The sequence below is a fragment of the Pseudohaliea sp. genome (assembly GCF_040217025.1).
In the GTDB taxonomy this organism is placed as follows: Bacteria; Pseudomonadota; Gammaproteobacteria; order Pseudomonadales; family Halieaceae; genus Pseudohaliea.
On record NZ_JAVJOA010000008.1, the window covers coordinates 729,411 to 755,405 of the forward strand.

The window sequence follows — 25,995 nt, forward strand, 5'->3', positions numbered from 1 at the left end:
TCTCGTGGTTCCTGGAGCTGCCGACCTAGTCCGCCGTGCTGTGCAGGTGGTCGTAGATCTGCTGCGCCATGGTAGCACTGATGCCCTGGGTTTTTTTCAGCTCGTCGACGCTGGCGTTGGCGACGCCCCTAGCGCTGCCGAAATGGCGCAGCAGCTCCCGCCGCCGCCTGGCACCGACGCCGGGGATATCCTCCAGCCGCGAACCGCGCCGCGCCTTGTCCCGGCGCGCCCGGTGGCCGCTGATGGCGAAGCGGTGCGCCTCGTCGCGGATCTGCTGGATGAGGTGCAGGGCCGGGCTGTTGGCGGGCAGGTTCTGCTCGATGCCCGAGGCGCCGAGCACCAGCGTTTCGAAACCCGCCTTGCGCGTTGCACCCTTGGCGACGCCGACCACCAGGATGCCCTCCAGTTCGAGCTCGGCCAGCACGTCGAGCGCCTGCTGCACCTGCCCTTTGCCGCCGTCGATGAAGAGCACATCGGGCACGCTGCCCTCCCCCGCCTTGAGGCGCTTGAAGCGCCGGTTCAGGGCCTGCTCCATCGCCGCATAGTCGTCGCCCGCGGTGATGCCGTCGATATTGAAGCGCCGGTAATCCGCCTTGCGCGGGCCGTTCTCGTCGAAGACCACGCAGGACGCGACCGTGGCCTCGCCGCTGGAGTGGCTGATGTCGAAGCACTCCATGCGCTGCGGGTAGGCCTCGAGCTCCAGCACCTCCTGCAGCGCCTGCAGCCGCTCCTGGGTACTCTCGCGCCCGGCGAGATGGGCGGCGAGATTGGTCGCGGCGGTCTGCTCGGCCATCTGCAGCCAGCGTGCCCGGGCCTCGCGCACGCGGTGGCGCAGGCGGACCCGGCGCCCGGCCTGGAGGCTGAAGGCCTCCTCGAGCGTTTCGCTATCCTCCGGCGCGGCATTGAGCACGATCTCCGGCGGCAGCGCCCGCCCCTCGCTCAGGTAGAACTGCGGCAGGAAGGCGCCGAGCAGCCCCTCCGGCGTTTCGGCGAGCTTGGTGCTGGGGTAGAAGGTGCGGCTGCCGAGCACCCGGGCACCGCGCACGAACAGCACCTGCACGCAGCTGTGGCCGCCCTCGGTCACCGCCGCCAGCAGGTCGAGGTCGCCGCTGCCGCCCTCCACGCCCTGGGTCGCCTGCACGTGCTGCAGCTGGCGCAGCTGGTCGCGCAGCACCGCCGCCTTCTCGTAAGCGAGCTCCGAGGCGGCCTGCTCCATGTCGTCGGCCAGGCGCACCATCAACTCCTGGTTCTTGCCCTCGAGGAACAGCGCCGTGTTCTCGACCTGCTGGGCGTAATCGGCCTCGGAGACCAGATCCACGCAGGGCGCCGTACAGCGGTCTATCTGGTACTGCAGGCAGGGGCGCGAGCGGTTGCGGAAGTAGCTGTCCTCGCACTGGCGCACCTTGAACACCTTCTGCAGGAAGTGCAGGGAACGGCGCACGGCCCCGGCGCTCGGGTAGGGGCCGAAGTAGCGCCCCTTGCGCCGCTTCGGTCCCCGGTGCAGCGCCAGGCGAGGAAAGCTGTCCTCGCTCGACAGGAAGATATAGGGGTAGGACTTGTCGTCCTTGAGCAGGATGTTGAAGGGCGGCCGGTGGCTCTTGATGAGGTTGTGCTCGAGGAGAAGCGCGTCGACCTCCGTGGCCGTGACCGTCACCTGGATATCGGTAATCCGCGACACGAGCGCCACGGTCTTGGCATTGAGGCCCCGGTTGCGGAAATAGGAGGCGACCCGGCTCTTCAGGTTGCGCGCCTTGCCGACGTAGAGCAGCCCGCCGTCGGCGCCGTACATCTGGTAGACCCCGCAGCGGGTGGTCAGCGTCTTGAGAAACGCCTCGGCGTCAAAGGCGCTCATGACGCCACCCCGTACACGCGCGGCTCGATCTCCAGGTGGCAGCCAAAGGTCTCGGCCACCGAGGCCTGGATGCGCTGCGCGAGGGCCAGCAGCGCGCGCCCGTCACCGCCGTGGCTGACCAGCACCAGCGCGTGGCCCGGGTGCACGGCAACGCCCTCCCCGGCCACACCGCGCCAGCCGCACTGCTCGATGAGCCAGCCGGCGGCGAGCTTGCGGCCACCGGGGGCTGCGAACTGCGGCATACCGGGGTACTTCCGCGCAAGCGCCTCTGCCGTCGCTGCGTCGACCACCGGGTTCTTGAAAAAGCTGCCGGCATTCGGGGTGGTCGAAGGGTCCGGCAGGCGCGCGCGGCGCAGGGCCACGACGGCGTCGAATACCGCCCGAGGCCCGGGCGGCGTCGCCTGACCGGCGAGTGCCTCGCGCAGCGACGGATAGTCCGTGACCGGGGCGGGCGCGCGCGGCAGGCGGAAATCCACGGCGGTGATGACCACCGCGTCGCGCAGCGTGCCCTTGAAGATGCTGTCCCGATAGGCGAAGGCGCACTCCGCCCGCGAGAGCGTCAGCGTCTTACCATCGGCGATACGCACGGCATGGACTGCCGCGACGAAAGGCGCCAGCTCGACCCCGTAGGCGCCGATGTTCTGGACCGGCGCCGCGCCCACGGTGCCGGGTATGAGCGCGAGGTTCTCGAGACCGTGGTAGCCCTGCTCGAGGCACCAGCAGACCAGCGAGTGCCAGCGCTCGCCGGCGGCGACGCGGAGCGTGACGCTGTCGCCGTCCCCGGCAAGCACTTCGCGGCCGGTCGCCGTGTAGCGCAACACCAGCGCCTCCACGTCGCCGGCAAAGACCACGTTGCTGCCCTCGCCGAGCACGATAACCGGCAGGCCCGCGGCCCGGGCGGCGGCAAGTGCTTCTCGCAGCGCCCCCAGGTCGGCGACATCGCGGCGGGCCGTCGCCTTCGCCGGCAGCCGCAGGGTCGTCAGCGCGGTGAGCTCTTCAGCCGCGCCCGGCACCGGTCAGCTCCGCCAGCAGCGCCTCGCCCGCCTGCTCCACGAGATCGAGGACCTCCTCGAAGCCGCGCTCACCACCGTAATACGGGTCCGGCACCTCGCGCCGGCCGAGCGCCGGGGCCAGGGCGAGGAACAGGTCCAGCCGGCCGCGATAGCCCTCGGGCCGCCGGGCCTCGAGGTGGGCGAGATTGCTCTCGTCCATGGCGAGGATGTAGTCGAAGCGCTCGAAATCCGCGGGATCGAACTGCCGCGCGCGCAGGGGCGACAGGTCGTAGCCGCGCCGGGCCGCCGCCGCGGTCGCGCGCGCATCCGGCGGCTCACCCACGTGGTAGCCGGCGGTGCCGCAGCTGTCGATGCGCACCCGGCCGGCAAGCCCCGCCCGCGCGACCTGCTCGCGAAACACCGCGTCCGCGGTGGGCGAGCGGCAGATGTTCCCGAGGCAGACGAAGAGAACGCCGGTCTCACCGCTCATCCCGCGCGCCCCTTCGTCCAGTGCGCGCGCAGCCGCTCGAGGTCCTCGGGCGTGTCGACACCGCCGGGCACGGGGCGGCAGGCGTCGGCCACGTGAATCGCCTCGCCGTGATACAGGGCGCGCAGCTGCTCGAGCTGCTCCAGGGCCTCGGCGGGCACCACGGGCCAGCCCACGAAGCGCTGCAGGAAGCCCGCGCGGTAGGCATAGAGGCCGATGTGCCGGCGCCAGGGGGTAAGGCCCTCGGCCGCTTTCGCATCGCGGAGATAGGGGATAGGGGCGCGGCTGAAATACAGGGCGCGGCCGGCGCCGTCGACGACGACCTTGACCACGTTAGGGTTGTCCAGCTGCTCGCGGCTGCCGAGCGGCTCGCAGAGGGTGGCCACGGAGGCCCAGAGGCGCTGGCGCAGGTTCTCGGCGACCTGGTCGATCACCGCGGGCGGAATGAGCGGCTCGTCCCCCTGGACGTTGACGACGATGGCGTCGTCGTCGAGTGCGAGCTCGGCGGCCACCTCGGCCAACCGGTCCGTGCCCGAGGGGTGGTCGTCCCGCGTCAGCAGAACGTCGGCGCCCCACTCAGCCGCGGCATCGCGGATGCGTACGTCATCGGTGGCGATCACCACGCGCTCTGCGCCGCTGGCGCCGGCCCGCTCCCACACGTGCTGCAGCATCGGCCGGTCGCCGATGCTGGCCAGCGGCTTGCCGGGAAGGCGCGTCGAGGCAAAGCGCGCCGGGATGACGACGGTAAAGGCCATGATTGAAACTCCTGCTCGCCGGGACGCCGGCACGGCACCGGGCCGGAAGCGCAGCGCCCCGCAGCCGCGCATTCTACCGCGTCCGCAGGCGCCTTGCGCTAGGCGTCGGGCCCCGGGCGCAGCGTGGCGATACTGAGGCGGGAGAAGCCCATCTGCCCCGCGGCATCCATGGCGCGCACCACCGCCGCGTGGCTGGTGTCCGCGTCGGCGGAAATGAGCAGCGGCAGGGTCGTATCCCCCTGCGAGTACTCGTAGAGCGCGGCCTGGATCGTGCGCACGCGCCGGTCGACCAGCGCCTCGCCGTTGACCCGGTAGGCGCCCGCCTCGTCCACCAGCAGCTCGATCTGGCGGGGGGCCTGCGTGGCCGGCGCCGCGTCTGCCTCGGGCAGGTCCACGAGGAGCCGCGTCTCCCGGGTGAAGGTGGTGGACACCATGAAGAAGATGAGCAGCAGGAAGACCACGTCGATGAGCGGCGTGAGATTGAGCCCCGGCTCCTCCCGCCGCCGGCGCCGGAATTTCACGGGGTTTTCTCCCCGCTCTCCCGCGCGTGGAGGGCGTCGACGAAGCGAATGGACTCCTGCTCGAGGCCGACCACGATCTCGTCCACCCGGCCGGTAAAGAACCGGTGCATGGCCAGCGCGGGGATGGCAACGCTCAGCCCCGCGGCCGTCGTGATCAGGGCTTCCGAGATGCCGCCGGCAAGCGCGCTGGCGTTGCCCGTGCCCTGCACCATGATCTCCGAGAACACCTTGATCATGCCCACGACGGTCCCGAGCAGGCCCAGCAGCGGCGCGATGGCGGCAATGGTGCCGAGCGTGTTCAGGTAGCGCTCGAGCTCGTGCACCACGTGGCCCGCGGCCTCCTCGATGCTGTCCTTCATCACCTCGCGCCCGTGGTGGGCATTGGCGAGGCCCGCGGCCAGGATGCGGCCGAGCGGCGATGACTCGCGCAGCTTGCGCAGCTGCTCGCCGCCCAGCCGGCCGCTGCGGAGCTTCTCCCATACCGAGACGGAAAGCTGCGGCGGCGCGATGCGGCGCGGGTTCAGGGCGTACAGGCGCTCGATGCAGATCGCCAGCGCGACGACCGAGCACAGCAGGATGACGATCATCAACCAACCGCCGGCTACCACCAGTTCCAGCACGGGCTACTCCTCTACCCCCGGGTTGGCCCGATTATACGCACGGCAGCCGAGCGGCGTCAGCGGCGGCGCGCGGCGCCAGTAGCGGGCGTAGTGATCCCGGTAACGGAACACCGTCACCGTGCCGCCGTCGTCGACCCGGTAGCTCAGCGCGCCGCCGGCCGCGGTGCCATCGAGCCGGGCACCGCTGCGGCACAAGCGTTCGACAACCGCCGGTGCCGGGTGGCCGAAGGGGTTGGCCCGGCCGAAGGTGAGCGCCGCCCAGCGCGGCGCCACGGCGCGCAGGAAGGCCGCGCCGGTGGAGCTCGCCGAGCCGTGGTGGGCCACGAGCAGCCAGTCCGCGCGCAGGGCCTCCCGCCAGTAGCGCACGAGGCCGCGCTCCCGCGACCGGCCGATATCCCCGGTGAGCAGGAAGCGGCGGCCGTTGACGCTGATGCGCAGCACGCAGGAGGCATCGTTGCGCCCGAGGCGCTCGCCCGGCGCGGCGCTCAGCAGGCGGAAGACCGTGCCGTCGGGCCAGCGCCAGCTCGCACCGGCCCGGCAGCGCCGCCCGCGGGTCACGCCGGGAAGCGGTTGACCCAGCAGCACCTCGCCCACCGGCAGGGCCTCGAGGACGGCAACGGTGCCGGCACTGTGGTCCCGGTCCGGGTGGCTTACCACCAGCGTGTCGATACGGCGCACGCCGGCTTGGCGCAGGTAGGGCAGCAGTACGCGACGGGCGGCGTTCGCGCCCGCGGGGTCACCGCCGCCGGTATCGTAGACCAGCGTACGCGCCCCACTGCGGTAGACCGCAGCCGTGCCCTGGCCCACGTCGAGCACGGTCAGCTCCGGGATCGCGGCGCGGGAGCCGGCGCCGGGCCACAGGAGCGGCAGCAGGCCCAGCACACCCAGTACGCGCAGCAGCGGCCGCCGGGCGCCGAAGAGCAGGAAAGCGCCGAGCAGCGCGAGCGCGCACTCGAAGGTGCCGCCCCCGGTCTCACGGTAGAGCGCGCCCTGCCGGCTGTCTGCCAGCGCCGCGGCGACGGCGAGCAGTGGCTCGACGATTGCGGCGGCGAGCTGCCAGCAGCCCGCGGCCAGAGCGGGCAGCCAGGGCAGGCAGAGCGCGCCGAGGAGCAGCAGGGGCACCAGCACCGCCCCGACCAGCGGCACCAGCACCAGGTTCGCCGGCGCGGACACCAGCGAGGTGCCGCCGAACCACCAGGCCGTGAGCGGCGCCATGGCGACGGCCATGAAAGCATGAACGAGCAGCGCCGTGCGCCAGCGCGGCGCGCCCCGCTGGCGGGCGGCAAACCACAGCAGCCACGCGACCGCCAGGAAACTCAGCCAGAAGCTCGAGCCCACGGCCGCTAGCGGGTTGCCGGCGAGCACCAGCGCGGCCGCGAGCAGCAGGTTGCGGCCGCTGCGCGCCGGGCGGCCGAGGCACAGCGCCAGGCAGACGCAGAAGAGCATGGCGAGGGCACGCTGCGTGGGCAGGCTGAACCCCGCCAGCCCCGCGTAGAACGTCGCCGCAAGCAGGGCGCACGCCGGACGCAGCCAGGTCCAGGCGCCGGCCCACCCCGCCAGCGCGGCAGAGCGTGCGAGCAGGCCGCCGAGCAGCAGCCCCAGCCCCGCCACCAGCGAGACATGGAGACCGGAAATCACCACCAGGTGGACGACGCCGAAGGCGCGCAGCAGCGCCCAGTGCCCGTCCGCCAGCCCGCCCCGGTCACCGACCAGCAGCGCCGCCAGCGTTCCCGCCGCCGGACTGTCGCCCACCGCAGCGTGAAGGGCTGCCAGGAGCCGGGCCCGGGCGCGGTGGAACGGCGCCCTCGCCCCCGCCGGCTCGAGGCGTTCGCCGTCCCCGGCGCTGACGCTCGCGCTGGCGTCGAGGCCGGCGCGGGCGAAGAAATCCTGGCGGTTGAAGCCGCCCGGGTTCGCCTCGCCCCAGGGCAGCCGCAACCGGGCGAAGAAGCGCCAGCGCTCGCCGGGGGCGAGGGTCTCCTCGCCGTACCAGGCGAGCGAGACCCCCCGCGGCCCGCGGCAGGCCGGATCGTCGATGGAAGCCACAGCGACAGGCACGCGCTGCTGCCAGCTGCCGTCGCGCAGCAGGCGCCGCTGTGGCAGCCCCGCGATGGTGCCCGTCAGCCCGCTGCTGTGCCCGTCACAGGTCGGGGGCAGACGCTGGGCGAGGAGGGCCTGGCCGTGCAGGCAGGCCCAGGCGAGGCCCAGGGCCGCGGCGAGGAGGCCCGCCGGGCGCCCCCGCCACGCGAGCAGGAGCAGGCACGGCAGCAGGGGCCACAGGCCGCTCCCGGGCAGGGCCGGCAGCCGGGCTACGAGGAGCACCCCGACCACGAAGGCGACCAGGCGGCCATCCGCAGCCGTGACCGGCAGGGCGGGCCGGCGAAGGAATGGCGGGAACGGAAAGAAAGGTGGAAAAGGCACAGCGGCCGCAGCGCGTTACCGTTAGAATGGGGCACTGCATCACGATCGCTGGCCCGCGGCCACGTCCGCAGCAGCCAGGCCGGAAATGCCCAAGAAGACCCTGAAACAACTCGCTCCCTCCCCTGCCCGGCTCAAGCGCTGGGGTGCGCTCGACCGTTTCGGAGAAGGGATCTACAGCGGCAACCTCTGGCACATCAACCGCTACTCGGCCTCCATGGCCTTTTTCGTCGGACCCTTCGTGGCCTTCCTGCCCGTGCCCGGGCAGATGCTCATCGCCGCGCTCGCCGCCATCCGCCTGCGCTGCAACCTGCCCCTGAGCGTCGGCCTGGTCTGGATCACCAACCCGCTCACGGCACCGGCGATCATCTATCTCGCCTACCGCGTGGGGGCGCTCGTGCTCGGAGTCCCACCGGGCATGCCGGCCTTCAGCCTGAGCTGGAGCTGGCTTTCCAGCGAGCTGGGCTCAATCTGGCAGCCGTTGCTGGTCGGCTGCCTGATCCTCGGCCTGTTCTCCGGCAGCCTCGGCTATTTCGTGATCAACAACCTGTGGCGCTGGCGCGTGGGACTGCAGTGGAAGCGCCGCAAGCTGGCCCGTGCGCTCGCTAGTGATCGGCCTGGAGCACTGCGGCGGGCGCCAGGCGGGCAGCGCGAAGCGCGGGATAACAGGCAGCGCACAGGCACATGAGCAGCGCGGCCGCTGCGACCAGCACGAAATCCGACACCCGCGCATCCGAGGGGATGAACGAGACCGGGTAGACATCCGTGGCCAGCAGCCGCAGGCCCAGGGCCCGCTCCAGGGCCGCCACCCCCTTCGGCACGCCGAGGCTGGCGAGGAAGCCGAGGCCGCTGCCAAGGGCCACTCCGGTCACCCCGATCATGCCCCCCTGCATCAGGAACAGCGCGCCGACCTGCGCCGGCGTCGCGCCGAGCGTGCGCAGGATGGCGATACTGCCGCGCTTGTCCATGACCACGAGGACCAGCGACGAGACCACGTTGAACGCCGCCACGGCGATGATCGACAGGAGCAGCACCGTGATCAGCCGCCGCGAGAGCTGGATCGCCTCGTAGAGATTGCCGTGGGTCAGCGTCCAGTCCGTGAGGTAGTAGCCCGGGGGCAGGAGCGGCAGCAGTTCCCGGCGGATCCGCGAGACGTCGAACAGGTCCCGGGTGTGCAGCCGCAGCCCGCTGGCGCCCCCGTCCAGGCCCGCCAGCCTTGAGGCCGCCGCGAGCGGCAGCACCGCGAGGGCCTCGTCCAGCTCCGTGCCCGTGTCGATGATCCCGGCCAGCGGGAAGGCCGCCGTCTCCGGCGCGCCGCGCCCGTCGCGGGCCGGTACCAGCAGGGTGACGATGCTGCCCTCCCCGGCGCCGAGGCGCCGCGCGACGGCGGCGCCCAGGTACAGGCCGTCGCCGCGGACCGGCGCACCGGCCAGGCCGAGCGCGGTGAACTCCGCCAGGGCGGCCGGCTCGAGACCCAGGCCGGCCACGGCCTCGACGCTGCCGTCGGCCATGGCCAGCCCCTCGAAGGAGGCGAAGGGCGTCGCCTCGGCCACCGCCGGCTGCGCCAGCAGGGTCTCGGCGAGAACCCCGGGGTCGCGGTCCCCGAGGGCGGCATGCACGGTAATGTGCGGGACGAGCGAGAGGATGCGCTCGCGCATTTCCCGGTCGAAGCCGTTCATGACCGAGAGCACGGTCAGCAGCAGCGCAATGGCCAGCACCAGGCCGATCATCGCCAGCGTGGACATGAACACCGAGAGGTGGCCCTGGCGCGCCGCAAAGGTGTGCCGCAGCGCAATACGCGCGAGTTCAGCTGCGCGCATGGGCCTCGACCAGGTGACCGTCCTCCAGCACCAGCGTGCGGTGCATGCGCGCGGCGATGACCGGGTCGTGGGTGACGATGATGAACGCCGCCTGCTCCCGCCCGAGGTCGTCGATCAGCGCGAGCACGCGCTCGGCGGAGGCCGGGTCGAGGTTGCCGGTCGGCTCGTCCATCAGCACGCAGCCGGGCGAGGCGACCAGCGCGCGGGCGATGGCGACACGCTGGCGCTCGCCCCCGGAGAGCGCGCCGGGACGGTGGTCGACCCGGGCCCCCAGTCCCACGCGCTCGAGCATCGCCCGGGCGCGCGCCAGGGCCTCGGCTCGCGGCACGCCGCCGATGAGCAGCGGCATGGCCACGTTTTCCGCCGCGTCGAACTCGGCGAGCAGGTGGTGGAACTGGTAGACGAAACCGAGGTGCCGGTTGCGCCAGCGGCAGCGCGCCTTTTCCGGGAGCCGGTCCAGGGCCTGGCCGGCGACCTCCACGCTGCCGCTGCTCGGCGGGTCGAGCCCCCCGAGCAGGTTGAGCAGCGTGGACTTGCCGCTGCCGCTGGCGCCGACGATGGCGAGCCGCTCCCCGGCGGCCAGCGTGAGCTCGACCCCGCGCAGCACCTCGACCTCACGGTTGCCGTCCCGGTAGACCTTGCCGAGGCCGCGGCAGCAAAGGACCGGCTCAGCCACGGCGCAGCGCTTCCGCCGGTGCCACCTGGGAAGCACGCCAGGCCGGGTACAGCGTGGCCACGAGGCCCAGGGCGAGCGACGCCGCGACCACCGCGGCCACGTCGGACCAGCGCAGCTCCGCGGGCAGGCCGGTGATGAAGTACACCGCCGGGTCGAAGAGCCGCGCCTGCAGCAGCCCCTCCAGGCCGGCGGCAATCCGGTCGACGGACAGCGCCAGCACGATACCGAGGACCGCGCCCACGGCCACCCCGAGGCAGGCGAGCGCCGCACCGTGGACCACGAACAGCCGCAGGATCGCCGGCGGGTCCGCACCGAGGGTGCGCAGCACGGCGATGTCCTCTCGCTTCTCCGCCACCGACATGACCAGCGTCGCGACGATGTTGAACGCGGCCACCGCGACCACGCTCAGCAGCAGCAGGCTCACCGTCAGCTTCTCCATGCGCACGGCGCGGAACAGCGAGCCCTGGGTGTCGCTCCAGGGCACCGGGCGGACGCCGTCCGGCAGCGTCGCGGCCAGGCGCCCGAGGGTCGCCGGTGCCGCGAAGAGATCGGCGGTGCGAAGCTTCAGGCCGGTCGGCAGGCCGTCATTGCCGAGCAGGCGGCTGGCGGTGTCGAGGGACACGTAGGCCAGCTCGGCGTCCTGCGCCGCGCCGACCCGGAACAGGCCCACCACTTCCAGCCGGCGGCTGCGGGGAAACAGGCCCAGCGGCGTGGCGGTAAAGCGCGGCAGGGTCACCCGCACCGTGTCGCCGATGCCGACGCCGAGCATGCGGGCGAGGGTGGCACCGAGCACCACGCGGAACGGGGCCTCGTCGAGGGCTTCCAGGCGGCCGGCCACGAGCGTGGCGGGCATGCGTGAAACGCTGCTTTCCCGCGCGGTGTCGATACCGGTCAGCTGCACGCCGCGCTGCCCGCGACCGGCGCCGAGCAGCGCCTTCTCGCGACTGTAGGGCGCGACACCCAGCACCGCCGGGTCGGCGGCCACGCGGGCGGCGAGGCCCTCCCAGTCCGCGGCGGCCTTCGGGTCCTCGAAGACCAGGTAGCCGTGGGGAACGAGGGCGAGGATGCGCCCGCGGAGCTCACCGGCGAAACCATTCATCACGGAGAGCACGACGATCAGGCTGGCCACACCGATGACCATGCCGAGCATGGAAACGAGGCTGACGAGAGCGGTGAAGCGGTTGCGCTGGCGGCTGAAACTGTAGCGAAGCCCGATGAAGGCGGGGTAACCCACCGGCGGTCAGCGCCTGCTGTCGTCGCGGGCGGCGGCGTCGTAGAAGGTCGCTTCGCCGGCCTCCCCGGCCTCGCCTTTCTCCTCGTCGCAGCGGTTGGGATCGCCGCCGCAGATCTCGCAGGACTGGTTGATGCCGACCGCACCGAGACCGCCGCAGGAGCCCTTGATCGGCTCGCGGCCGGCGAGCACGCCGACGGCCATGGCGGTGACGACCAGGCCCATGATGATTACCGTCAGCACGAAAACGAGCATTACAGCCTCCTATCCCTGGGCTTGGCCGTCGGCGCCTTCGCCGTCGGCGGCCAGGTACGGCGCGAAGGCGGCTGAGCTGTATTCCTCGAAGCCCTCACCCTCGCGCGCGAGCAAATATACCGCAAGGCCCGCCTCGGCGGCCACTTCGAGCGCGGCCTCGCGCCCGAGCACCGCGAGCGCCGTGGCCCAGCCGTCGGCAACCATGCAGGATTCATCCACCACCGTAACAGACACCACATCGTGGGTCACGGGCGCCCCGTTCCGGGGGTCGATCAGGTGGGAGTAGCGCTCGCCGTCCACGGTAAAGAAGTTGCGGTAGTCGCCGGAGGTGGCGATCGCGCGGTCACTGAGCTCGATGCCCAGGGCCACGGCGCGAGTACCCGCCTCCGGCCGTTCCACGGCGACGCGCCAGGCGTCCCCGCGCGGGCTCAGACCCGCCACCCGCATCTCGCCGCCGATCTCCACCAGGTAGTCCGCGAAGCCCTCGGCCTCCAGGATCGCCGCCACGCGGTCTACCGCGTAGCCCTTGGCGATGGAGGAGAAATTGACGGCCAGCGCCGCGCGCTTGGCCAGACGCCGGCTGCCCGGGTACCAGTCCAGTTTTTCCTGTCCCACGCGGGCCCGGGTTTGCGCCAGGTCGACAGGATCCGGAATGCCATCCCGCGGTCCGTCGGCGCCGAACCCCCAGAGATCGACCAGCGGCGCGACGGTCACGTCGTAGGCGCCAGCGCTGGCGGCCCCGATCGCCAGTGCCGCCTCGAGCACCTCGGCAAAGCGCGGCGAGACCGCCATGCCCTCCCCCGCGGGCAGCCGGTTGAAGCGGCTGATCTCCGAGTCCTCGAGCCAGGTCGACATGCTGTCGTTGATCGCTTCGAGTTCGGCATCGATCGCCGCCTGCAGCGCACCCTCGTCCGCCGCGCCGCCGGGTACGGTGATGTGCCAGCTCGTGCCCATGGTGCGGCCTTCCAGGCGCAGGTCCTGCGCCCCGCCGCCGCAGGCGGACAGCAGCGGAAGGAGCGCCGCATAAACGAGCGCCGCAAAAAAAAGCCACCGCGCGGGGCGGTGGCTGTTCGCCGTCCCGGACAGCATCAGCCGCCGAAGTCGTCCAGCAGGATGTTTTCGGGCTCGACGCCGAGGTCCGTCAGCATCTGGATGCAGGCGGCGTTCATCATCGGCGGGCCGCACATGTAGTACTCGCAGTCCTCCGGCGCCGGGTGGTCCTTGAGGTACTCCTCGTAGAGGACATTGTGGATGAAGCCGGTGAGGCCCTCCCAGTTGTCCTCGGGCTGCGGATCCGACAGCGCCACGTGCCACTCGAAGTTGTCGTTCTCGGCCGCCAGCCCGTCGAAGTCCTCGACGTAGAACATCTCGCGCAGCGAGCGGGCGCCGTACCAGAACGTGATCTTGCGCTTGCTGTTCAGGCGCTTGAGCTGGTCGAAGAGATGCGAGCGCATGGGTGCCATGCCGGCGCCGCCGCCGATGAAGATCATCTCGGCGTCCGTGTCCTTGGCGAAGAACTCGCCGAACGGTCCGTAGACCTTCACCTTGTCGCCGGGCTTCAGGTTGAAGACCCAGGACGACATGATGCCGGGCGGAATGCCCTCGCTGCCGGGCGGCGGCGTCGCGATGCGGATGTTGAACTTCACCACGCCCTTCTCTTCCGGGTAGTTGGCCATGGAGTAGGCGCGGATCGTGGTCTCGCTGCACTTCGACTCGAGGTTGAAGAAGCCGAAGCGCTCCCAGTCGCCGCGGTATTCCTCGTCGACATCGAAGTCGCTGAACTTGATGTGGTGCGGCGGACACTCGAGCTGCACGTAGCCACCGGCGCGGAAGTCGACGCTCTCACCCTCCGGCAGCTTCAGGGTCAGCTCCTTGATGAAGGTGGCGACGTTCGGGTTGCTCTCGACGGTGCACTCCCACTGCTTGACGCCGAAGACCTCCTCCGGCACCTGGATCTTCATGTCCTGCTTGACCGCGGTCTGGCAGGACAGGCGCCAGCCCTCATTCGCTTCGCGGCGGGTGAAGTGGGATTCCTCGGTGGGCAGCATGGCGCCGCCGCCTTCCTTAATCACGCACTTGCACTGCGCGCAGGTACCGCCGCCACCGCAGGCGGAAGCGAGGAACAGGTCGGCATCGGCCAGGGTCTGCAGCAGCTTGCCGCCGGCGGGGACCGTGATGGTCTTCTCGCCGTTGATCTCGATGTTGACGCTGCCGGAGCTCACCAGCCGGCCGCGGGCAAAGAGAATCACCATGACCAGCGCGAGCACGATGGCCGTGAACATGCCGACGCCGTAAACGATAGTCAAATCCATGCTGTCAGATCCCTAGATGTCGATACCGCCAAAGGACATGAAGCCGAGGGACATGAGCCCGACGGTGATGAACGTGATGCCGAGGCCCTGCAGGCCGTCCGGGACATCGCTGTACTTGAGCTTCTCGCGGATGCCCGCGAGGGCCACGATGGCCAGGGCCCAGCCGACGCCGGCGCCGGCGCCGAAGACCACGCTCTCGCCGAAATTGTAGTCCCTTTCCACCATGAACAACGACGCGCCCAGGATGGCGCAGTTCACGGTGATCAGCGGCAGGAACACGCCGAGCGCGTTGTAGAGCGCCGGCACGTACTTGTCGAGGAACATCTCGAGAATCTGCACGATGGCGGCGATCACACCGATGTAGGACAGCAGGCCGAGGAAGGACAGGTCCATCTCCGGGAGCCCGGCCCAGGCCAGCGCGCCGTCCGCGAGCAGGTAGTTGTAGATGAGGTTGTTCACCGGCACCGTGATGGTCAGCACCACGATCACGGCGATGCCGAGGCCGAGGGCGGCCTGCACCTTCTTGGACACGGCCAGGAAGGTGCACATGCCCAGGAAGAAGGCGAGCGCCATGTTCTCGATGAAGATCGAGCGAACGAAGAGGCTCAGGTAGTATTCCATCACGCGGTCTCCTCAGCGGGCGTGTGCGGCGCCAGGCGGAAATCGGGCTCCTCCACCTGCTTGGCGTCCCAGCTGCGCAGGGCCCAGATGAACAGGCCGATCAGGAAGAACGCACTCGGCGGCAGCAGGAGCAGGCCGTTGGGCACGTACCAGCCGCCTTCCGTGGCCAGCGGGAGGATCTCGATACCGTAGAGCTTGCCGGAGCCGAACAGCTCGCGCACCACGGCAACGCTGAGCAGCACGACGGAGTAGCCGAGGCCGTTGCCGACCCCGTCGAGGAAGCTCGGCAGCGGCGGGTTCTTCATGGCGAAGGCTTCCGCCCGGCCCATGACGATGCAGTTGGTGATGATCAGGCCGACGAAGACCGAGAGCTGCTTGCTGATGTCGTAGGCCACGGCCTTGAGGATTTCGTCGACCAGGATCACCAGCGAGGCGATGATCGTCATCTGCACGATGATGCGGATGCTGCCGGGGATGTGGTGGCGGATCGCCGCGATGAACAGGTTCGAGAAGGCCGTTACCGCGGTCAGTGCGATACACATGACCACCGTCACCTGCAGCGAAGAGGTCACCGCCAGCGCGCTGCAGATACCGAGGATCTGCAGCGCGATCGGGTTGTTCCTGAAAATCGGCGTGGTCAGTGCTTCCTTGACGTTTTGCATGTCAGGCATCTCCCGTCTTCAGGTTGTCGAGGAAGGGCTTGAAGCCCTGCTCACCCAGCCAGAACTGGACGAGGTTGGTCACGCCGCGCGCGGTCAGCGTCGCGCCGGAGAGACCGTCCACGCGCCAGGGCGCGTTCGGGCTCTCCTTGTCGACGGCGCCCTTGGCCAGCGCGATGGCGGCCTCGCCATCGCGGTAGACCTGCTTGCCCGGCCACTGGGACTTCCAGCGCGGGTTGTCCACCTCGCCGCCGAGACCCGGGGTTTCACCGTGTTCGTAGAAGCCCAGGCCGGCCACGGTGTTGGCGTCGGACTCGAGAGCGATGAACCCGTATAGCGTAGACCACAGGCCGTAACCGTGGATCGGAAGGATGACCTTGTCCAGGCCGCCGTCGGTGGCCTGTACCAGGTAGACCTCGGCGTAGTCGGCACGCCGGCCGATCTTTGCCGGGTCCTCCTCGAGATCCGCGGAGAGCTTCGGCGACTTGCTGGCGGCGCGCTGGTTATAGCCGTCGGGTACGCTCTCGGCGAATTCACCGGTGCGCAGGTCGACGTAGCGGGCGTCGATGCGCTGGAACAGTTCGTCGACGGTCCTGCCCTCTTCGAGCATGCCGGCCGCGGCGAGGATGTTGCGCTTGCGGTCGAGGTCCTTGTTGGCCTCCTGCGCCGGCTTCAGGATCACCGCCGCCGTGGAGACCACGATGGAGCAGACAATGCAGAGCGCAAAAGCGACCGTGACGATCTTCTTGATGGAGTCGTTGCTAGACACGGGCAAGCCTCCGGTTGATGTTGGCCTGGATGACGAAGTGATCCATGATCGGCGCAAACAGGTTGGCGAACAGGATCGCCAGCATGATGCCTTCGGGGAAGGCCGGGTTGATCACGCGGATCAGCACGGTCATGAAGCCGATGAGCAGCCCGAAGCACCAGCGGCCGGTGTTGGTCATGGCCGCCGACACCGGGTCCGTCGCCATGAAGAACATGCCGAAGGCGAAACCGCCGACCACCAGGTGCCAGTACCAGGGCATGGAGAACGCCGGGTTGCTGTCGGAGCCGACGAGGTTGAGGAAGCTCGAGAACAGGAACATGCCGAGGAACACGCCGGCGACGATGCGCCAGGAGGCGATCCGCGTGGCCAGCAGCCAGCCGCCGCCGATTAGGATGGCCAGCGTGGAGGTCTCGCCGATGGAACCGGGGATCGCGCCGACGAAGGCCTGCATCCAGCTGTAGCTGTCCTGCAGCCCCGCCATGCCCTGGGAGGCGACCACGCCCAGCGGCGTCGCGCCGGTGTAGCCGTCCACCGCCGTCCACACGGCGTCGCCGGAGAGCTGCGCCGGGTAGGCGAAGTACAGGAACGCGCGGCCGGTGAGCGCCGGGTTGAGGAAGTTCTTGCCGGTGCCGCCGAAGACTTCCTTGCCGATGACCACGCCGAAGCTGATGCCCATGGCCGCCTGCCAGAGCGGCAGGTCCGGCGGGCAGATCAGGGCGAACAGGATCGAGGTGACGAAGAAGCCCTCGTTGACCTCGTGGCCGCGCTTGATGGCAAAGAGCACTTCCCAGAAGCCACCGACCAGGAAGGTCACGGCGTAGATGGGCAGGAAGTACAGCGCGCCGAACAGGAAGCAGTCCCAGACGCTGGCCGGATCGTAGCCGCCGAGGGCGCCGATGATCGCGCCGCGCCAGCCGTCCACGGTACCGCCGCTCTGGGCGAAGATATCGTTGGCCTGGTAGCCGAGGTTGTACATGCCCCAGAGCATGGCCGGGAACACGGCCAGCCAGACCGTGATCATGATGCGCTTCAGGTCGATGCCGTCGCGCACGTGGGCGGTGGTGCGGGTCACGGAGGGCGGCGAGTAGAGGAAGGTGTCCACCGCCTCGAACAGCGGATAGAACTTCTGGAAGCGCCCTCCCTCCTGGAAATGGTGCTCGTAGTTGTCGAGGATCTTGCGCAGGCTCACGTCAGCCCTCCTTCTCGATGCGCGTCAGGTTATCCCGGAGGATCGGCCCGTACTCGTACTTGCCGGGGCACACGTAGGTGCACAGCGCGACGTCTTCCTCGTCCAGTTCCAGGGCCCCGAGGAGCTGGGCCGTTTCCGTGTCGCCCACGATCAGCGAGCGCAGCAGCTGCGTCGGCAGCATGTCCAGCGGCACTACGGTCTCGTAGCTGCCCACGGGCACCATGGCGCGTTCGCTGCCGTTGGTGGTGGTGGTCATCGGCAGCGGCCGCGTGCCGAGCAGGCTGCTCAGGTAGATGCGCAGGTTGGAGTGCCGGTTGCGGCCGGGGCTCAGCCAGCCGAGGAGTTCACGATCCCGCCCCTCGGCGAGTACGGACACCTGGTTGTGGTAGCGCCCGAGGTAGCTGGTGGCGCTGCGGACCCGGCGGCCGCCGAGGACGGACCCGGAGATGATGCGGTTGTCGCCGCCCTTCACCTCGCCCGCTACCAGCGCCTCGAGGTCGGCGCCGACCCGGGTGCGCAGGAGGCGCGGGTTCTCGACCTGCGGGCCGCCCAGGGCGATCACGCGGTCCGTGTAGAGCCGGCCGTCGAGGAACAGGCGGCCGATGGCGATCACGTCCTGGTAGCCGAGGTACCAGGCCGTGCGCTCGGCGGTGGCGCCGAGCAGGAAGTGGATATGCGTGCCCGGCAGGCCGGCGGGGTGCGGACCGGCGAACTCGGCGCGCTCGATGCTCGCCGCGCTGCCGGCGGGGATGTCCGCCCCGGGCGCCGTGCACAGCCAGGTTTTGCCGCCAGTGAGGCCGGCGAGGAGGTCGAGGCCCAGGGCAAAGGCCTCGGACTGCTCGGCGATGATGACCGCGGGGTCGGCGGCCAGGGGGTGCGTGTCTATGGCCGTCACGAAGATCGCCGCGGGCTCTGCGTCCACCGCCGGCACCTTGCTGAAGGGCCGGGTGCGGAGGGCCGTCCACAGGCCGGACTTCTGCAGCGTCTCGCGCACCGCCCCGGCGTCCAGGCCGCGGGCTGCGTCCGCGCTGTGAGCACCGAAGTCCGCCGCGTCGTCGCCATCCACCTCGATCACCACCGACTGCAGGACCCGCTTGGCACCGCGGTTGATCGCGCTTACCGTACCGGCCGCGGGGGCCGTGTAGGTGACGCCGGGGGTTTTCTTGTCCGTGAACAGGAGATCGCCGAGCCTGACCCGGTCTCCCTCGCTCACCTCCATGGTCGGCTTCATGCCGGGGTAGTCGAACCCGACGACGGCGACAGCGCGGGCCGGCGGGGCGTCGTGGATGGCCTGCTGGGGTGCGCCCTGGATAGGGATATCCAGGCCCCTCTTGATTTTGATCATGCAAACAGCCTGCGGTGCAAAAAACCAGTGACGTAGGACGCAAACAAAACCGGAAGGGCGCGCCGGGCGTACCCTACTTGCGGGAGACCCTCCCACGGATGGCCGGGAGACGGCAGCTGAGCCGCTTCAGGCGCGCGCATTATAGCTAAAGGTGTAGCGCCGGTGCCACTGTCGAAGCCACTGCCGCGAGGTGCCCGTGCATCCGCTGCGCAGCGCCGGCGGCGGCCCCGGTTTCAGTGCTCCTTCGGGTAGACGCGGTAGTCTATTCCGGCCATCTGCTCGAGGATGCGGTGCACCTGGCAGCTGTAGCCGAACTCGTTGTCGTACCAGAGGTAGACCACCACGTGGCTGCCGTTGACGATGGTTGCCTGGGCGTCATAGACGCACGCCGTGCGCGAACCGACGAAGTCCGAGGACACAACCTCCGGCGAGTTCGAGTAGTCGATCTGCTTGCGCATCTCCGAGTGCAGCGCCACGCCGCGCATGTACTCGTTGAGCTCCTCCACCGTGGTTTCCTGCCCCAGGGTCAGGTTCAGGATCGCCATCGACACGTTCGGCGTGGGCACGCGGATCGCGTTGCCGGTGAGCTTGCCCTGCAGCTGCGGCAGCACCTTGGCCACGGCCTTGGCGGCGCCGGTTTCCGTAAGCACCATGTTCAGCGGCGCGCTGCGGCCCCGCCGGTCCGCCTTGTGGTAGTTGTCGATCAGGTTCTGGTCGTTGGTGTAGGCGTGCACCGTCTCCACGTGCCCGGTGACGATGCCGAACCGGTCATCGATCGCCTTCAGGGGCGGCACGATGGCGTTGGTGGTGCAGGAGGCGGCGGAGATGATCCGGTCCGTCGGCTCGATGGCGTCGCTGTTGATGCCGGCGACGATGTTCTTCAGGTCGCCCTTCCCCGGCGCCGTCAGGATCACCTTGGCCACACCCTTTGATTTCAGGTGCTGGCTCAGGCCCTCCTCGTCGCGCCAGACGCCGGTGTTGTCGACGATGATGGCGTTGTTGATGCCGTAGGCGGTGTAATCGATGCTGTCCGGCGAGTCTGCGTAGATCACTTTCACCTCGTTGCCGTTGGCGACGAAGGACTGGCGCTCCTCGTCGACCCGGATGGTGCCGTCGAAGGCCCCGTGTACCGAGTCCCGGCGCAGCAGGCTGGCGCGCTTGACCAGGTCGTTATCCGCCTTGCCCTTGCGCACGACCACGGCGCGCAGGCGCAGACCGTCACCGCCGTCGGTCTTGTCGATGAGGATACGGGCCATGAGGCGGCCGATTCGGCCGAAGCCGTAGAGCACCACGTCGACGGGCTCGTCCACGGGCTTCTCGGTGCTGCCGATCAGGTCGGCAACCTCGTCGCGCACGTAGTCCTCCAGGCTGCGGCCCTCGCCGCGATGCTTGTCGAAATAGTCGACGCTCAGGCGCCCCATGTCGATGTGGGCGGGGCCGAGGTCCAGCTTGCTGAGGATGTCCAGCACCCGGGAGGTCTCGAACTCCGAGAGCTCGTTGCCCTCGACCTGGCGCACGTAGCGGTGCGCCTTCATGATCTCGAGCACGGAGCGGTTCACCATCGCGCGGCCGTAGATATAGCACTTCACGCTGTGCTCCCGGGCGAGCCGGCCGACGACGGGGATCATGGCCTCGGCGAGCGCCTCGCGTTCTTTCCAGTCGCGGAAGTAATCGTCCGGGCGGGGTCTCTTGCGGTCGTTCACGGCTGTTTTCTCCGGGGGGTCTCGGCGCGAAGCGCGCATTATCCTTTTCCGGCACCGGTGCCGCAAGGAAAGCCGGGCTGGCCGCGCCAGGGCCCGGCGCGCTGGAGCAGCCGCGGTGAAGCCCTTACACTATGCCGCCTTTTTCGGCGCAGCACGTTCCCCCATGTTCAAAGACAAGCTCCTGGCAACGCCCTGGCCCGCCACGGCCGGCTCCCGCACTGCCGCCGGCCCCTTCCCCGGGAGCGCCGGGAGCGCCTGCATCGCCGAGCTCGCCGGCGACGGACGTCTGCTGCTGGTCATCGCCGAGGATACGCAGGCCGCCCTGGCCCTCGAGCGCGAGCTGCCTTTCTTCGTCGAGCCCGGCACGGAGGTGCTGGCGCTGCCGGACTGGGAGACGCTGCCCTACGATCACTTCTCCCCGCACCAGGACATCGTCTCCGAACGGCTGCAGACGCTCTATCGCCTGCCGGCGCTGGACGCCGGCATCCTCATCGTGCCGGTGTCGACGCTCATGCACCGGCTGCCGCCGCGGGACTACGTGCTCGGCGCCAGCCTCATGCTGGAAACCGGCAGCGCGCTCGACATCGACCGGTTCCGCCGCCGCCTCGAGCGCAGCGGTTACCGCCACGTGGATACCGTCTATGAGCACGGCGAATTCGCGCTTCGCGGCGCGCTCATCGATATCTTCCCCATGGGTTCGCCCCTGCCCTACCGCATCGACCTCCTCGACGACGAGGTGGACACGCTGCGCACCTTCGACCCGGAGACGCAGCGCACCGTGGCGCGCATGGACGCGGTGCGCCTGCTCCCGGCACGGGAGTTCCCCCTGACCCGGGATGCCATCGCCCGCTTCCAGCAGCACTGGTACGAGCAGTTCGAGGGCGACCCGGACCAGAGCACGGTGTTCACGGAAGTGAGCGCCGGCCGCGTTCCCGGCGGCTGCGAGTACTACCTGCCGCTGTTCTTCGACCACTGCGAGACGCTGTTCGAGTACCTGCCCGAGGACGCCGCCGTGGTCACCGTGGGCCGCCACTACGAGGCAGCGCAGCGGTTCTGGGGAGAGATCGCCGAGCGCCACAGCGAGTACGGCATCGACCCGCGGCGTCCCCTGCTCCCGCCCCCGGTCGGCTTCCTGCCGGTGGAGGAGCTCTATGCCCGGCTCAAGGGGCACGCGGTGCTCGAGCTGCGCCTCTCGGCCGAGGCCCCGGTCCACGTTGCCAGCGGGGCGCTGGAGCCGCCGCGCAGCGACGGCGACAGCCGCAGCGAACTGCCGGCGCGGCTGGCCGCGCTGACCGCGGGCCACGACGGGCCGGTGCTGCTCTGCGCCGAATCGGCAGGGCGCCGCGAGGTGCTGCTCGAAGCCCTGGCCGGCGCCGGCATCGAGCCCGTGCCGGTGGACAGCTGGCCCGCCTTCCTCGCCGACCCCGCGCCCCTGGCCATCGCCGTCGCGCCGATCGACCGCGGCCTGTACCTCGGCCCCGGCGCGCCCATGCTCCTGTGCGAGGCGCAGCTCTACGGCACCCGCGTGGCCCAGCGGCGGCGGCGCAAGCGCGAGACGGCGGTCGACACGGACGCGGTCTTCCGCGACCTCAACGAACTGCGCCCCGGCGCGCCGGTGGTCCACCTCGAGCACGGGGTGGGGCGCTACGTCGGCCTCACCAATCTCGCCGTGGACGGCGCGGACGCGGAATTCCTGACCCTCGAGTACGCCGAGGGCGCGCGGCTCTACGTGCCGGTGGCCTCGCTGCACCTGATCAGCCGCTACTCCGGCAGCGAGCCGGAGCTGGCGCCGCTGCACCGGCTCGGCTCCGGGCAGTGGGAGCGGGCGCGGCGCAAGGCGGGCGAGAAGGCCTCGGACGTGGCCGCGCAGCTGCTCGAGGTCTATGCCCGCCGGGAAGCGCGCGCGGGCTTTGCCTTCGAGCTGCCGAAGGAGGACTACGCCCGCTTCGCGGCGGCCTTCCCCTTCGAAGAAACGCCGGACCAAGAGGCGGCCATCGCCGCCGTGCTCGACGACATGCAGAGCGAGCGCGTGATGGACCGGCTGGTCTGCGGCGACGTGGGCTTCGGCAAGACCGAGGTCGCCATGCGCGCCGCCTTTGTCGCCGTGGCCAGCGGCAAGCAGGTCGCCATGCTGGTGCCCACGACCCTCCTCGCGCAGCAGCACCACAGCTCGCTCTCGGACCGCTTCGCCGACTGGCCCTACCGGGTGGAGGTGCTGTCGCGTTTCCGCACGGCGGCGGAGGTCCGGCGCATCGGCGAGCGCATGGCCGCCGGCGAGATCGACATCCTCGTCGGCACGCACAAGCTGCTGCAAAGCGATTTCCGCTTCCGGGACCTGGGCCTGCTGATCATCGACGAGGAGCACCGCTTCGGGGTCAAGCAGAAGGAAGCGATCAAGGCGCTGCGGGCGCAGGTGGACATCCTCACGCTCACCGCGACGCCGATCCCGCGCACCCTGAACATGGCCCTCGGCGGCATGCGCGATCTCTCGATCATCACCACGCCGCCGGCCCGTCGCCTGTCCATCAAGACCTTCGTCCGCGAACAGAGCGCCGCCCTGGTGAAAGAGGCCGTGCTCCGCGAGACCCTGCGCGGCGGCCAGGTGTTCTACCTGCACAACGAGGTGCGGACGATCGAGGAGACGGCGCGCAAGCTGCGCGAGCTGCTGCCGGACCTGTCGATAGCCGTCGCCCATGGCCAGCTGCGCGAGACGGAGCTCGAGCGCGTGATGGCCGACTTCTACCACAAGCGCGCCCACGTGCTGGTGTGCACCACCATCGTGGAGACGGGCATCGACATCCCCAACGCCAACACCATCATCCTCGAGCGCGCGGACCGCTTCGGCCTCGCCCAGCTGCACCAGCTCCGCGGCCGCGTCGGCCGCTCACACCACCAGGCCTATGCCTACCTGCTGTGCCCCCCGCGCTCGGCGATGACCGGCGACGCGGCCAAGCGCCTCGACGCCATCGAGGCCGCCGGCGACCTCGGGGCCGGCTACCAGCTCGCCACCCACGACCTCGAGATCCGCGGCGCCGGGGAGCTGCTGGGCGACGAGCAGAGCGGGCAGATCCAGAGCGTGGGCTTCGGCATGTACCTCGACATGCTGCAGCGCGCGGTGGCCGCGCTGCGCCGCGGTGAGATTCCCGACATCGACGCGCCCCTCTCGGCAGGCACCGAGATCAACCTGCACGTGCCGGCGCTGATTCCCGAGGACTACCTGCCGGACACCAACACGCGCCTGGTCCTGTACAAGCGCATCGCGGCGGCCGGGAGCGACGGGGCCCTCCGCGACCTGCAGGTGGAGATGATCGACCGCTTCGGCCTGCTGCCCGAGGCGGTGAAACAGCTGTTCACCATCGGCCGCCTGCGGGTAGCCGCGGAGCCCCTGGGTATCAGCGCCATTGAGCTGGGCCCGGGGGGTGGTACCATCGATTTCCGGGAATCCACTGCCATCGATCCCATGACCCTCGTGACTCTCGTACAGGGCGATCCCGCCGGCTACCAGCTCGCCGGCGCCACGCGCCTCCGCATCCGCGCCCGGCTGCCGGAGCCTGCGCAGCGGGTCGCCCTGGCGGAGAAGCTCCTCGACCGCTTTGCCGCCGGCGTCAATGCGCCCGCTGCCTGAGCGCCTGCCGGCCCTCGCCCTGGCCGCCGTCCTCACGGCGCTGCCCGCCCTGGCCCAGGAGGACGCCGGGGCCGATCCCTGGTACCGCGTGGAGCTGCTGGTGTTCCGCTACACCGACCCCGCGGCGCTGGAGGCCGAGACCTGGCCGGTCTACCCGGAGACGGCCTACCCCGAGCGCTACCGCTTCCTGGTCGACCGCGCGCTCGCCGACCGGCGCCTCGCCGCCCACCCGGAGGCCGAGAGCCGCATCGACGATCTCGGCCGGCAGCGGCTGCGCCTGGCGCCGCCGGCGGTCGCAGCGGACCCGGATGGCCCGCCCCCGGTCGTGCCGGACCTGCTCACCCTGCTGCCGCTCGAGCCCGAACGGCCCGACGGCCACGTCGCCGCCGCCGGGGCCCGCGACCCGAACGCACTCGCCACCCCTGAGCCGGGCGCCCCTGAGCCGGGCGCCCAGGACCCGAACGCCCCGGCGGCGACGGCACCCGACCCGAACGCCCCGCCCCCGCTGCCGCCCGCGTTCACCGCCCTCGATGCGCGCGCGCTGCCCGCCGGCCGCCTGGCCCGCGACGGTGGTTACGAGGTGCTCTGGCACGAAGCCTGGCTGCAGCCGCTGCGCGGCGAGGCCGACGCGGTCCCGCTGCTGCTCGACCGCTCCGGGGACCCGGACCGGGAACCCTGGCCGCGCCTGCAGGGCAGCGTGCGGCTTTACCTCTCCCGCTACCTGCACCTCGAGACGGCCCTGTGGCTGAATACCGAGGGCAGCTACCTGCCCGAGGGCTGGCAGGCCGAGGCACCGCCCCTGGCGCCGCCTTCGCTGGCTCTCGAAGCCGCCCCGCTGCCCCGGCGCGACCCGGCGCAGGCGCTGCTCGCCGGTGAGCCCCGGCGCCCCGACGCGCGCCTGGCGGACGGCACCCTGGCCTGGGACGGACCACCGCGTGTAGCCGTGGCCCCGGTCGCGGCCGAGACCGCGGCGGAGCAGCGACTCCCGCGGGACCCGAACGCCCCACAGGACCCGAACGCACCGGCAGACGCGGACGCACCCGTCAGCTGGCCCTGGCGCCACAGCATCGTCCTCGCCGCCGAGCGGCGCATGCGCAGCGGCGAAACGCACTACCTCGACCACCCCCTCTTCGGGGTGGTCGTGCGCCTCGAGCCGCTGGAGCCGGAGGAGCTCGAGGCCCTCGGCGAGGAACTTGCGGACCCGGCCTGGGCGGAGCGCCACGGCCGCGCCGCGGCTAGACCCGACGACGCGCCGTAAGGAAAGCGCGCAGCAGTGCCGCCACGGCGCCCGCCTCGCGGGTGAGCACCTCGCCCATCGCCGCCAGGGTCAGCGGCTGATCGTCCAGCCCCGGGGCCGCATTGACCACCATGCAAATCGATGCATAGGGCAGCTCGAGCTCGCGGGCCAGCGCCGCTTCCGGCATGCCCGTCATGCCGACGAGGTCGCAGCCGTCACCGCGAAGCCGGCGGATCTCGGCTGCCGTCTCCAGCCGCGGCCCCTGGGTGACGCCGAGAACGCCGCCGTCCCGGCAGGCTATCCCCGCCTCCTGCGCCGCCATGAGCAGCGCCCGCCGCAGCGCCGGGTCGTAGGGCTCGGTGAAGTCGACATGACGCAGCGGGCTGTCGCCGCCCTCGTCCACAGTGTGCTCGCGGCCCCAGGTGTAATCGATGAGCTGGTCGGGCAGTACCAGCTGACCGGGGCCGCAGGCTTCGTGGATACCGCCGACGGCATTGATGGCGACCACGGCGGCGGCACCGAGTTCGCGCAGCGCCCAGAGGTTGGCGCGGTAGTTGATGCGGTGCGGCGGCAGCGCGCGGGGCCTGCCGTGACGCTGCAGGAAAAGCACCGGCACGTCATCGATGCTGCCGGCCTCGACGGGACCGGACGGCGCCCCGTAGGGCGTCCCGCAGACCCGTTCTCCGGCGGCCTCGAGGCCCGCCAGCGCGTCGATGCCCGTCCCGCCGATGATGGCGACGCTCATCGCCGCACCCCCGCCGATTTAGACATTTTTAGCATGACGCTGGGACAGACCACGAAGCTTCTCCTATAAGCCGCCACCGCGGTGTCCACGGCGCTGCGGCCAGGTCGTTGATTGCAAAAGAGAAAGGCCCGGCCGGGGCGCGCTGCGCCCGCGTCGTGGCGCGCTT

23 protein-coding genes are annotated in these 25,995 nt (G+C 70.6%); 3 read left to right on the forward strand and 20 right to left on the reverse strand.

All coding sequences use genetic code 11. The features are described 5' to 3' along the window. Positions 1-25: 25 nt before the first annotated feature. The 7 genes from uvrC to RKE50_RS07595 form a co-directional block, all read right to left on the reverse strand. Positions 26-1,852, reverse strand: coding sequence for an excinuclease ABC subunit UvrC (gene uvrC / locus RKE50_RS07565; protein ID WP_350035605.1), 1,827 nt, complete (start codon positions 1,850-1,852; stop codon positions 26-28). Further along, positions 1,849-2,865, reverse strand: a complete 1,017-nt coding sequence (gene murB, locus RKE50_RS07570; protein ID WP_350035606.1) for a UDP-N-acetylmuramate dehydrogenase — start codon at positions 2,863-2,865, stop codon at positions 1,849-1,851. Before murB ends, uvrC begins: the two co-directional genes overlap by 4 nt. After that, positions 2,849-3,334 carry a low molecular weight protein-tyrosine-phosphatase gene (locus RKE50_RS07575; protein ID WP_350035607.1) on the reverse strand — a complete coding sequence of 162 codons (486 nt, stop codon included), beginning with the start codon at positions 3,332-3,334 and terminating at the stop codon, positions 2,849-2,851. Before RKE50_RS07575 ends, murB begins: the two co-directional genes overlap by 17 nt. Further along, positions 3,331-4,086 carry a 3-deoxy-manno-octulosonate cytidylyltransferase gene (kdsB, locus tag RKE50_RS07580; protein WP_350035608.1) on the reverse strand — a complete coding sequence of 252 codons (756 nt, stop codon included), beginning with the start codon at positions 4,084-4,086 and terminating at the stop codon, positions 3,331-3,333. The genes RKE50_RS07575 and kdsB overlap by 4 nt, the downstream gene beginning before the upstream one ends. A gap of 98 nt (positions 4,087-4,184) precedes the next feature. Further along, positions 4,185-4,607 carry an ExbD/TolR family protein gene (locus tag RKE50_RS07585; protein WP_350035609.1) on the reverse strand — a complete coding sequence of 141 codons (423 nt, stop codon included), beginning with the start codon at positions 4,605-4,607 and terminating at the stop codon, positions 4,185-4,187. After that, positions 4,604-5,227, reverse strand: a complete 624-nt coding sequence (locus RKE50_RS07590) for a MotA/TolQ/ExbB proton channel family protein (RefSeq protein ID WP_350035610.1) — start codon at positions 5,225-5,227, stop codon at positions 4,604-4,606. The genes RKE50_RS07585 and RKE50_RS07590 overlap by 4 nt, the downstream gene beginning before the upstream one ends. Positions 5,228-5,230: 3 nt before the next feature. Continuing rightward, positions 5,231-7,645 carry a DNA internalization-related competence protein ComEC/Rec2 gene (locus RKE50_RS07595; protein WP_350035612.1) on the reverse strand — a complete coding sequence of 805 codons (2,415 nt, stop codon included), beginning with the start codon at positions 7,643-7,645 and terminating at the stop codon, positions 5,231-5,233. Positions 7,646-7,730: 85 nt separating this feature from the next. On the opposite strand from RKE50_RS07595, the gene RKE50_RS07600 reads away from it, so the two are divergent. Next, positions 7,731-8,330 carry a DUF2062 domain-containing protein gene (locus tag RKE50_RS07600; RefSeq protein WP_350035613.1) on the forward strand — a complete coding sequence of 200 codons (600 nt, stop codon included), beginning with the start codon at positions 7,731-7,733 and terminating at the stop codon, positions 8,328-8,330. Here the strand turns inward: RKE50_RS07600 and RKE50_RS07605 are convergent. The 12 genes from RKE50_RS07605 to RKE50_RS07660 form a co-directional block, all read right to left on the reverse strand. Next, positions 8,248-9,462 carry an FtsX-like permease family protein gene (locus RKE50_RS07605; protein ID WP_350035615.1) on the reverse strand — a complete coding sequence of 405 codons (1,215 nt, stop codon included), beginning with the start codon at positions 9,460-9,462 and terminating at the stop codon, positions 8,248-8,250. The genes RKE50_RS07600 and RKE50_RS07605 overlap by 83 nt on opposite strands. Then, on the reverse strand, positions 9,449-10,138 hold the full coding sequence (locus RKE50_RS07610) for an ABC transporter ATP-binding protein (protein WP_350035616.1): 690 nt from the start codon (positions 10,136-10,138) through the stop codon (positions 9,449-9,451). Before RKE50_RS07610 ends, RKE50_RS07605 begins: the two co-directional genes overlap by 14 nt. Beyond that, complete coding sequence (locus tag RKE50_RS07615; RefSeq protein ID WP_350035618.1) at positions 10,131-11,372, reverse strand: lipoprotein-releasing ABC transporter permease subunit; 1,242 nt, start codon at positions 11,370-11,372, stop codon at positions 10,131-10,133. The genes RKE50_RS07610 and RKE50_RS07615 overlap by 8 nt, the downstream gene beginning before the upstream one ends. Positions 11,373-11,378: 6 nt before the next feature. After that, positions 11,379-11,624, reverse strand: a complete 246-nt coding sequence (gene nqrM, locus RKE50_RS07620) for a (Na+)-NQR maturation NqrM (protein ID WP_350035619.1) — start codon at positions 11,622-11,624, stop codon at positions 11,379-11,381. Between the two features lie 9 nt (positions 11,625-11,633). Then, entirely contained in the window at positions 11,634-12,713 is a 1,080-nt protein-coding gene (locus RKE50_RS07625; RefSeq protein WP_350035621.1) for an FAD:protein FMN transferase, read from the reverse strand. Continuing rightward, a complete protein-coding gene (gene nqrF, locus RKE50_RS07630) occupies positions 12,713-13,936 on the reverse strand; it encodes an NADH:ubiquinone reductase (Na(+)-transporting) subunit F (protein ID WP_350035622.1) in 1,224 nt (407 codons plus the stop codon). The genes RKE50_RS07625 and nqrF overlap by 1 nt, the downstream gene beginning before the upstream one ends. Positions 13,937-13,948: 12 nt before the next feature. Continuing rightward, entirely contained in the window at positions 13,949-14,557 is a 609-nt protein-coding gene (gene nqrE, locus RKE50_RS07635) for an NADH:ubiquinone reductase (Na(+)-transporting) subunit E (protein ID WP_350035624.1), read from the reverse strand. Next, entirely contained in the window at positions 14,557-15,219 is a 663-nt protein-coding gene (locus tag RKE50_RS07640) for an NADH:ubiquinone reductase (Na(+)-transporting) subunit D (protein WP_350035625.1), read from the reverse strand. The genes nqrE and RKE50_RS07640 overlap by 1 nt, the downstream gene beginning before the upstream one ends. 1 nt (position 15,220) lies before the next feature. Continuing rightward, a complete protein-coding gene (locus RKE50_RS07645) occupies positions 15,221-15,985 on the reverse strand; it encodes a Na(+)-translocating NADH-quinone reductase subunit C (protein WP_350035626.1) in 765 nt (254 codons plus the stop codon). After that, positions 15,978-17,174, reverse strand: coding sequence for an NADH:ubiquinone reductase (Na(+)-transporting) subunit B (locus RKE50_RS07650; protein ID WP_350035628.1), 1,197 nt, complete (start codon positions 17,172-17,174; stop codon positions 15,978-15,980). The genes RKE50_RS07645 and RKE50_RS07650 overlap by 8 nt, the downstream gene beginning before the upstream one ends. Before the next feature lies 1 nt (position 17,175). After that, a complete protein-coding gene (locus RKE50_RS07655) occupies positions 17,176-18,519 on the reverse strand; it encodes a Na(+)-translocating NADH-quinone reductase subunit A (protein WP_350035629.1) in 1,344 nt (447 codons plus the stop codon). 233 nt (positions 18,520-18,752) lie between these two features. Beyond that, on the reverse strand, positions 18,753-20,222 hold the full coding sequence (locus tag RKE50_RS07660) for a glyceraldehyde-3-phosphate dehydrogenase (protein WP_350035630.1): 1,470 nt from the start codon (positions 20,220-20,222) through the stop codon (positions 18,753-18,755). Positions 20,223-20,385: 163 nt separating this feature from the next. On the opposite strand from RKE50_RS07660, the gene mfd reads away from it, so the two are divergent. After that, the gene (mfd, locus tag RKE50_RS07665) at positions 20,386-23,847 is read left to right on the forward strand and encodes a transcription-repair coupling factor (protein ID WP_350035631.1); all 3,462 of its coding nucleotides are present in this window, start codon (positions 20,386-20,388) and stop codon (positions 23,845-23,847) included. Then, the gene (locus tag RKE50_RS07670) at positions 23,831-25,105 is read left to right on the forward strand and encodes a CsiV family protein (protein WP_350035632.1); all 1,275 of its coding nucleotides are present in this window, start codon (positions 23,831-23,833) and stop codon (positions 25,103-25,105) included. The genes mfd and RKE50_RS07670 overlap by 17 nt, the downstream gene beginning before the upstream one ends. On the opposite strand, the gene RKE50_RS07675 is transcribed toward RKE50_RS07670, so the two are convergent. Further along, the gene (locus tag RKE50_RS07675) at positions 25,083-25,829 is read right to left on the reverse strand and encodes an S-methyl-5'-thioinosine phosphorylase (protein WP_350035634.1); all 747 of its coding nucleotides are present in this window, start codon (positions 25,827-25,829) and stop codon (positions 25,083-25,085) included. The two genes, RKE50_RS07670 and RKE50_RS07675, sit on opposite strands and share 23 nt — an antisense overlap. Between the last annotated feature and the right edge of the window lie 166 nt (positions 25,830-25,995).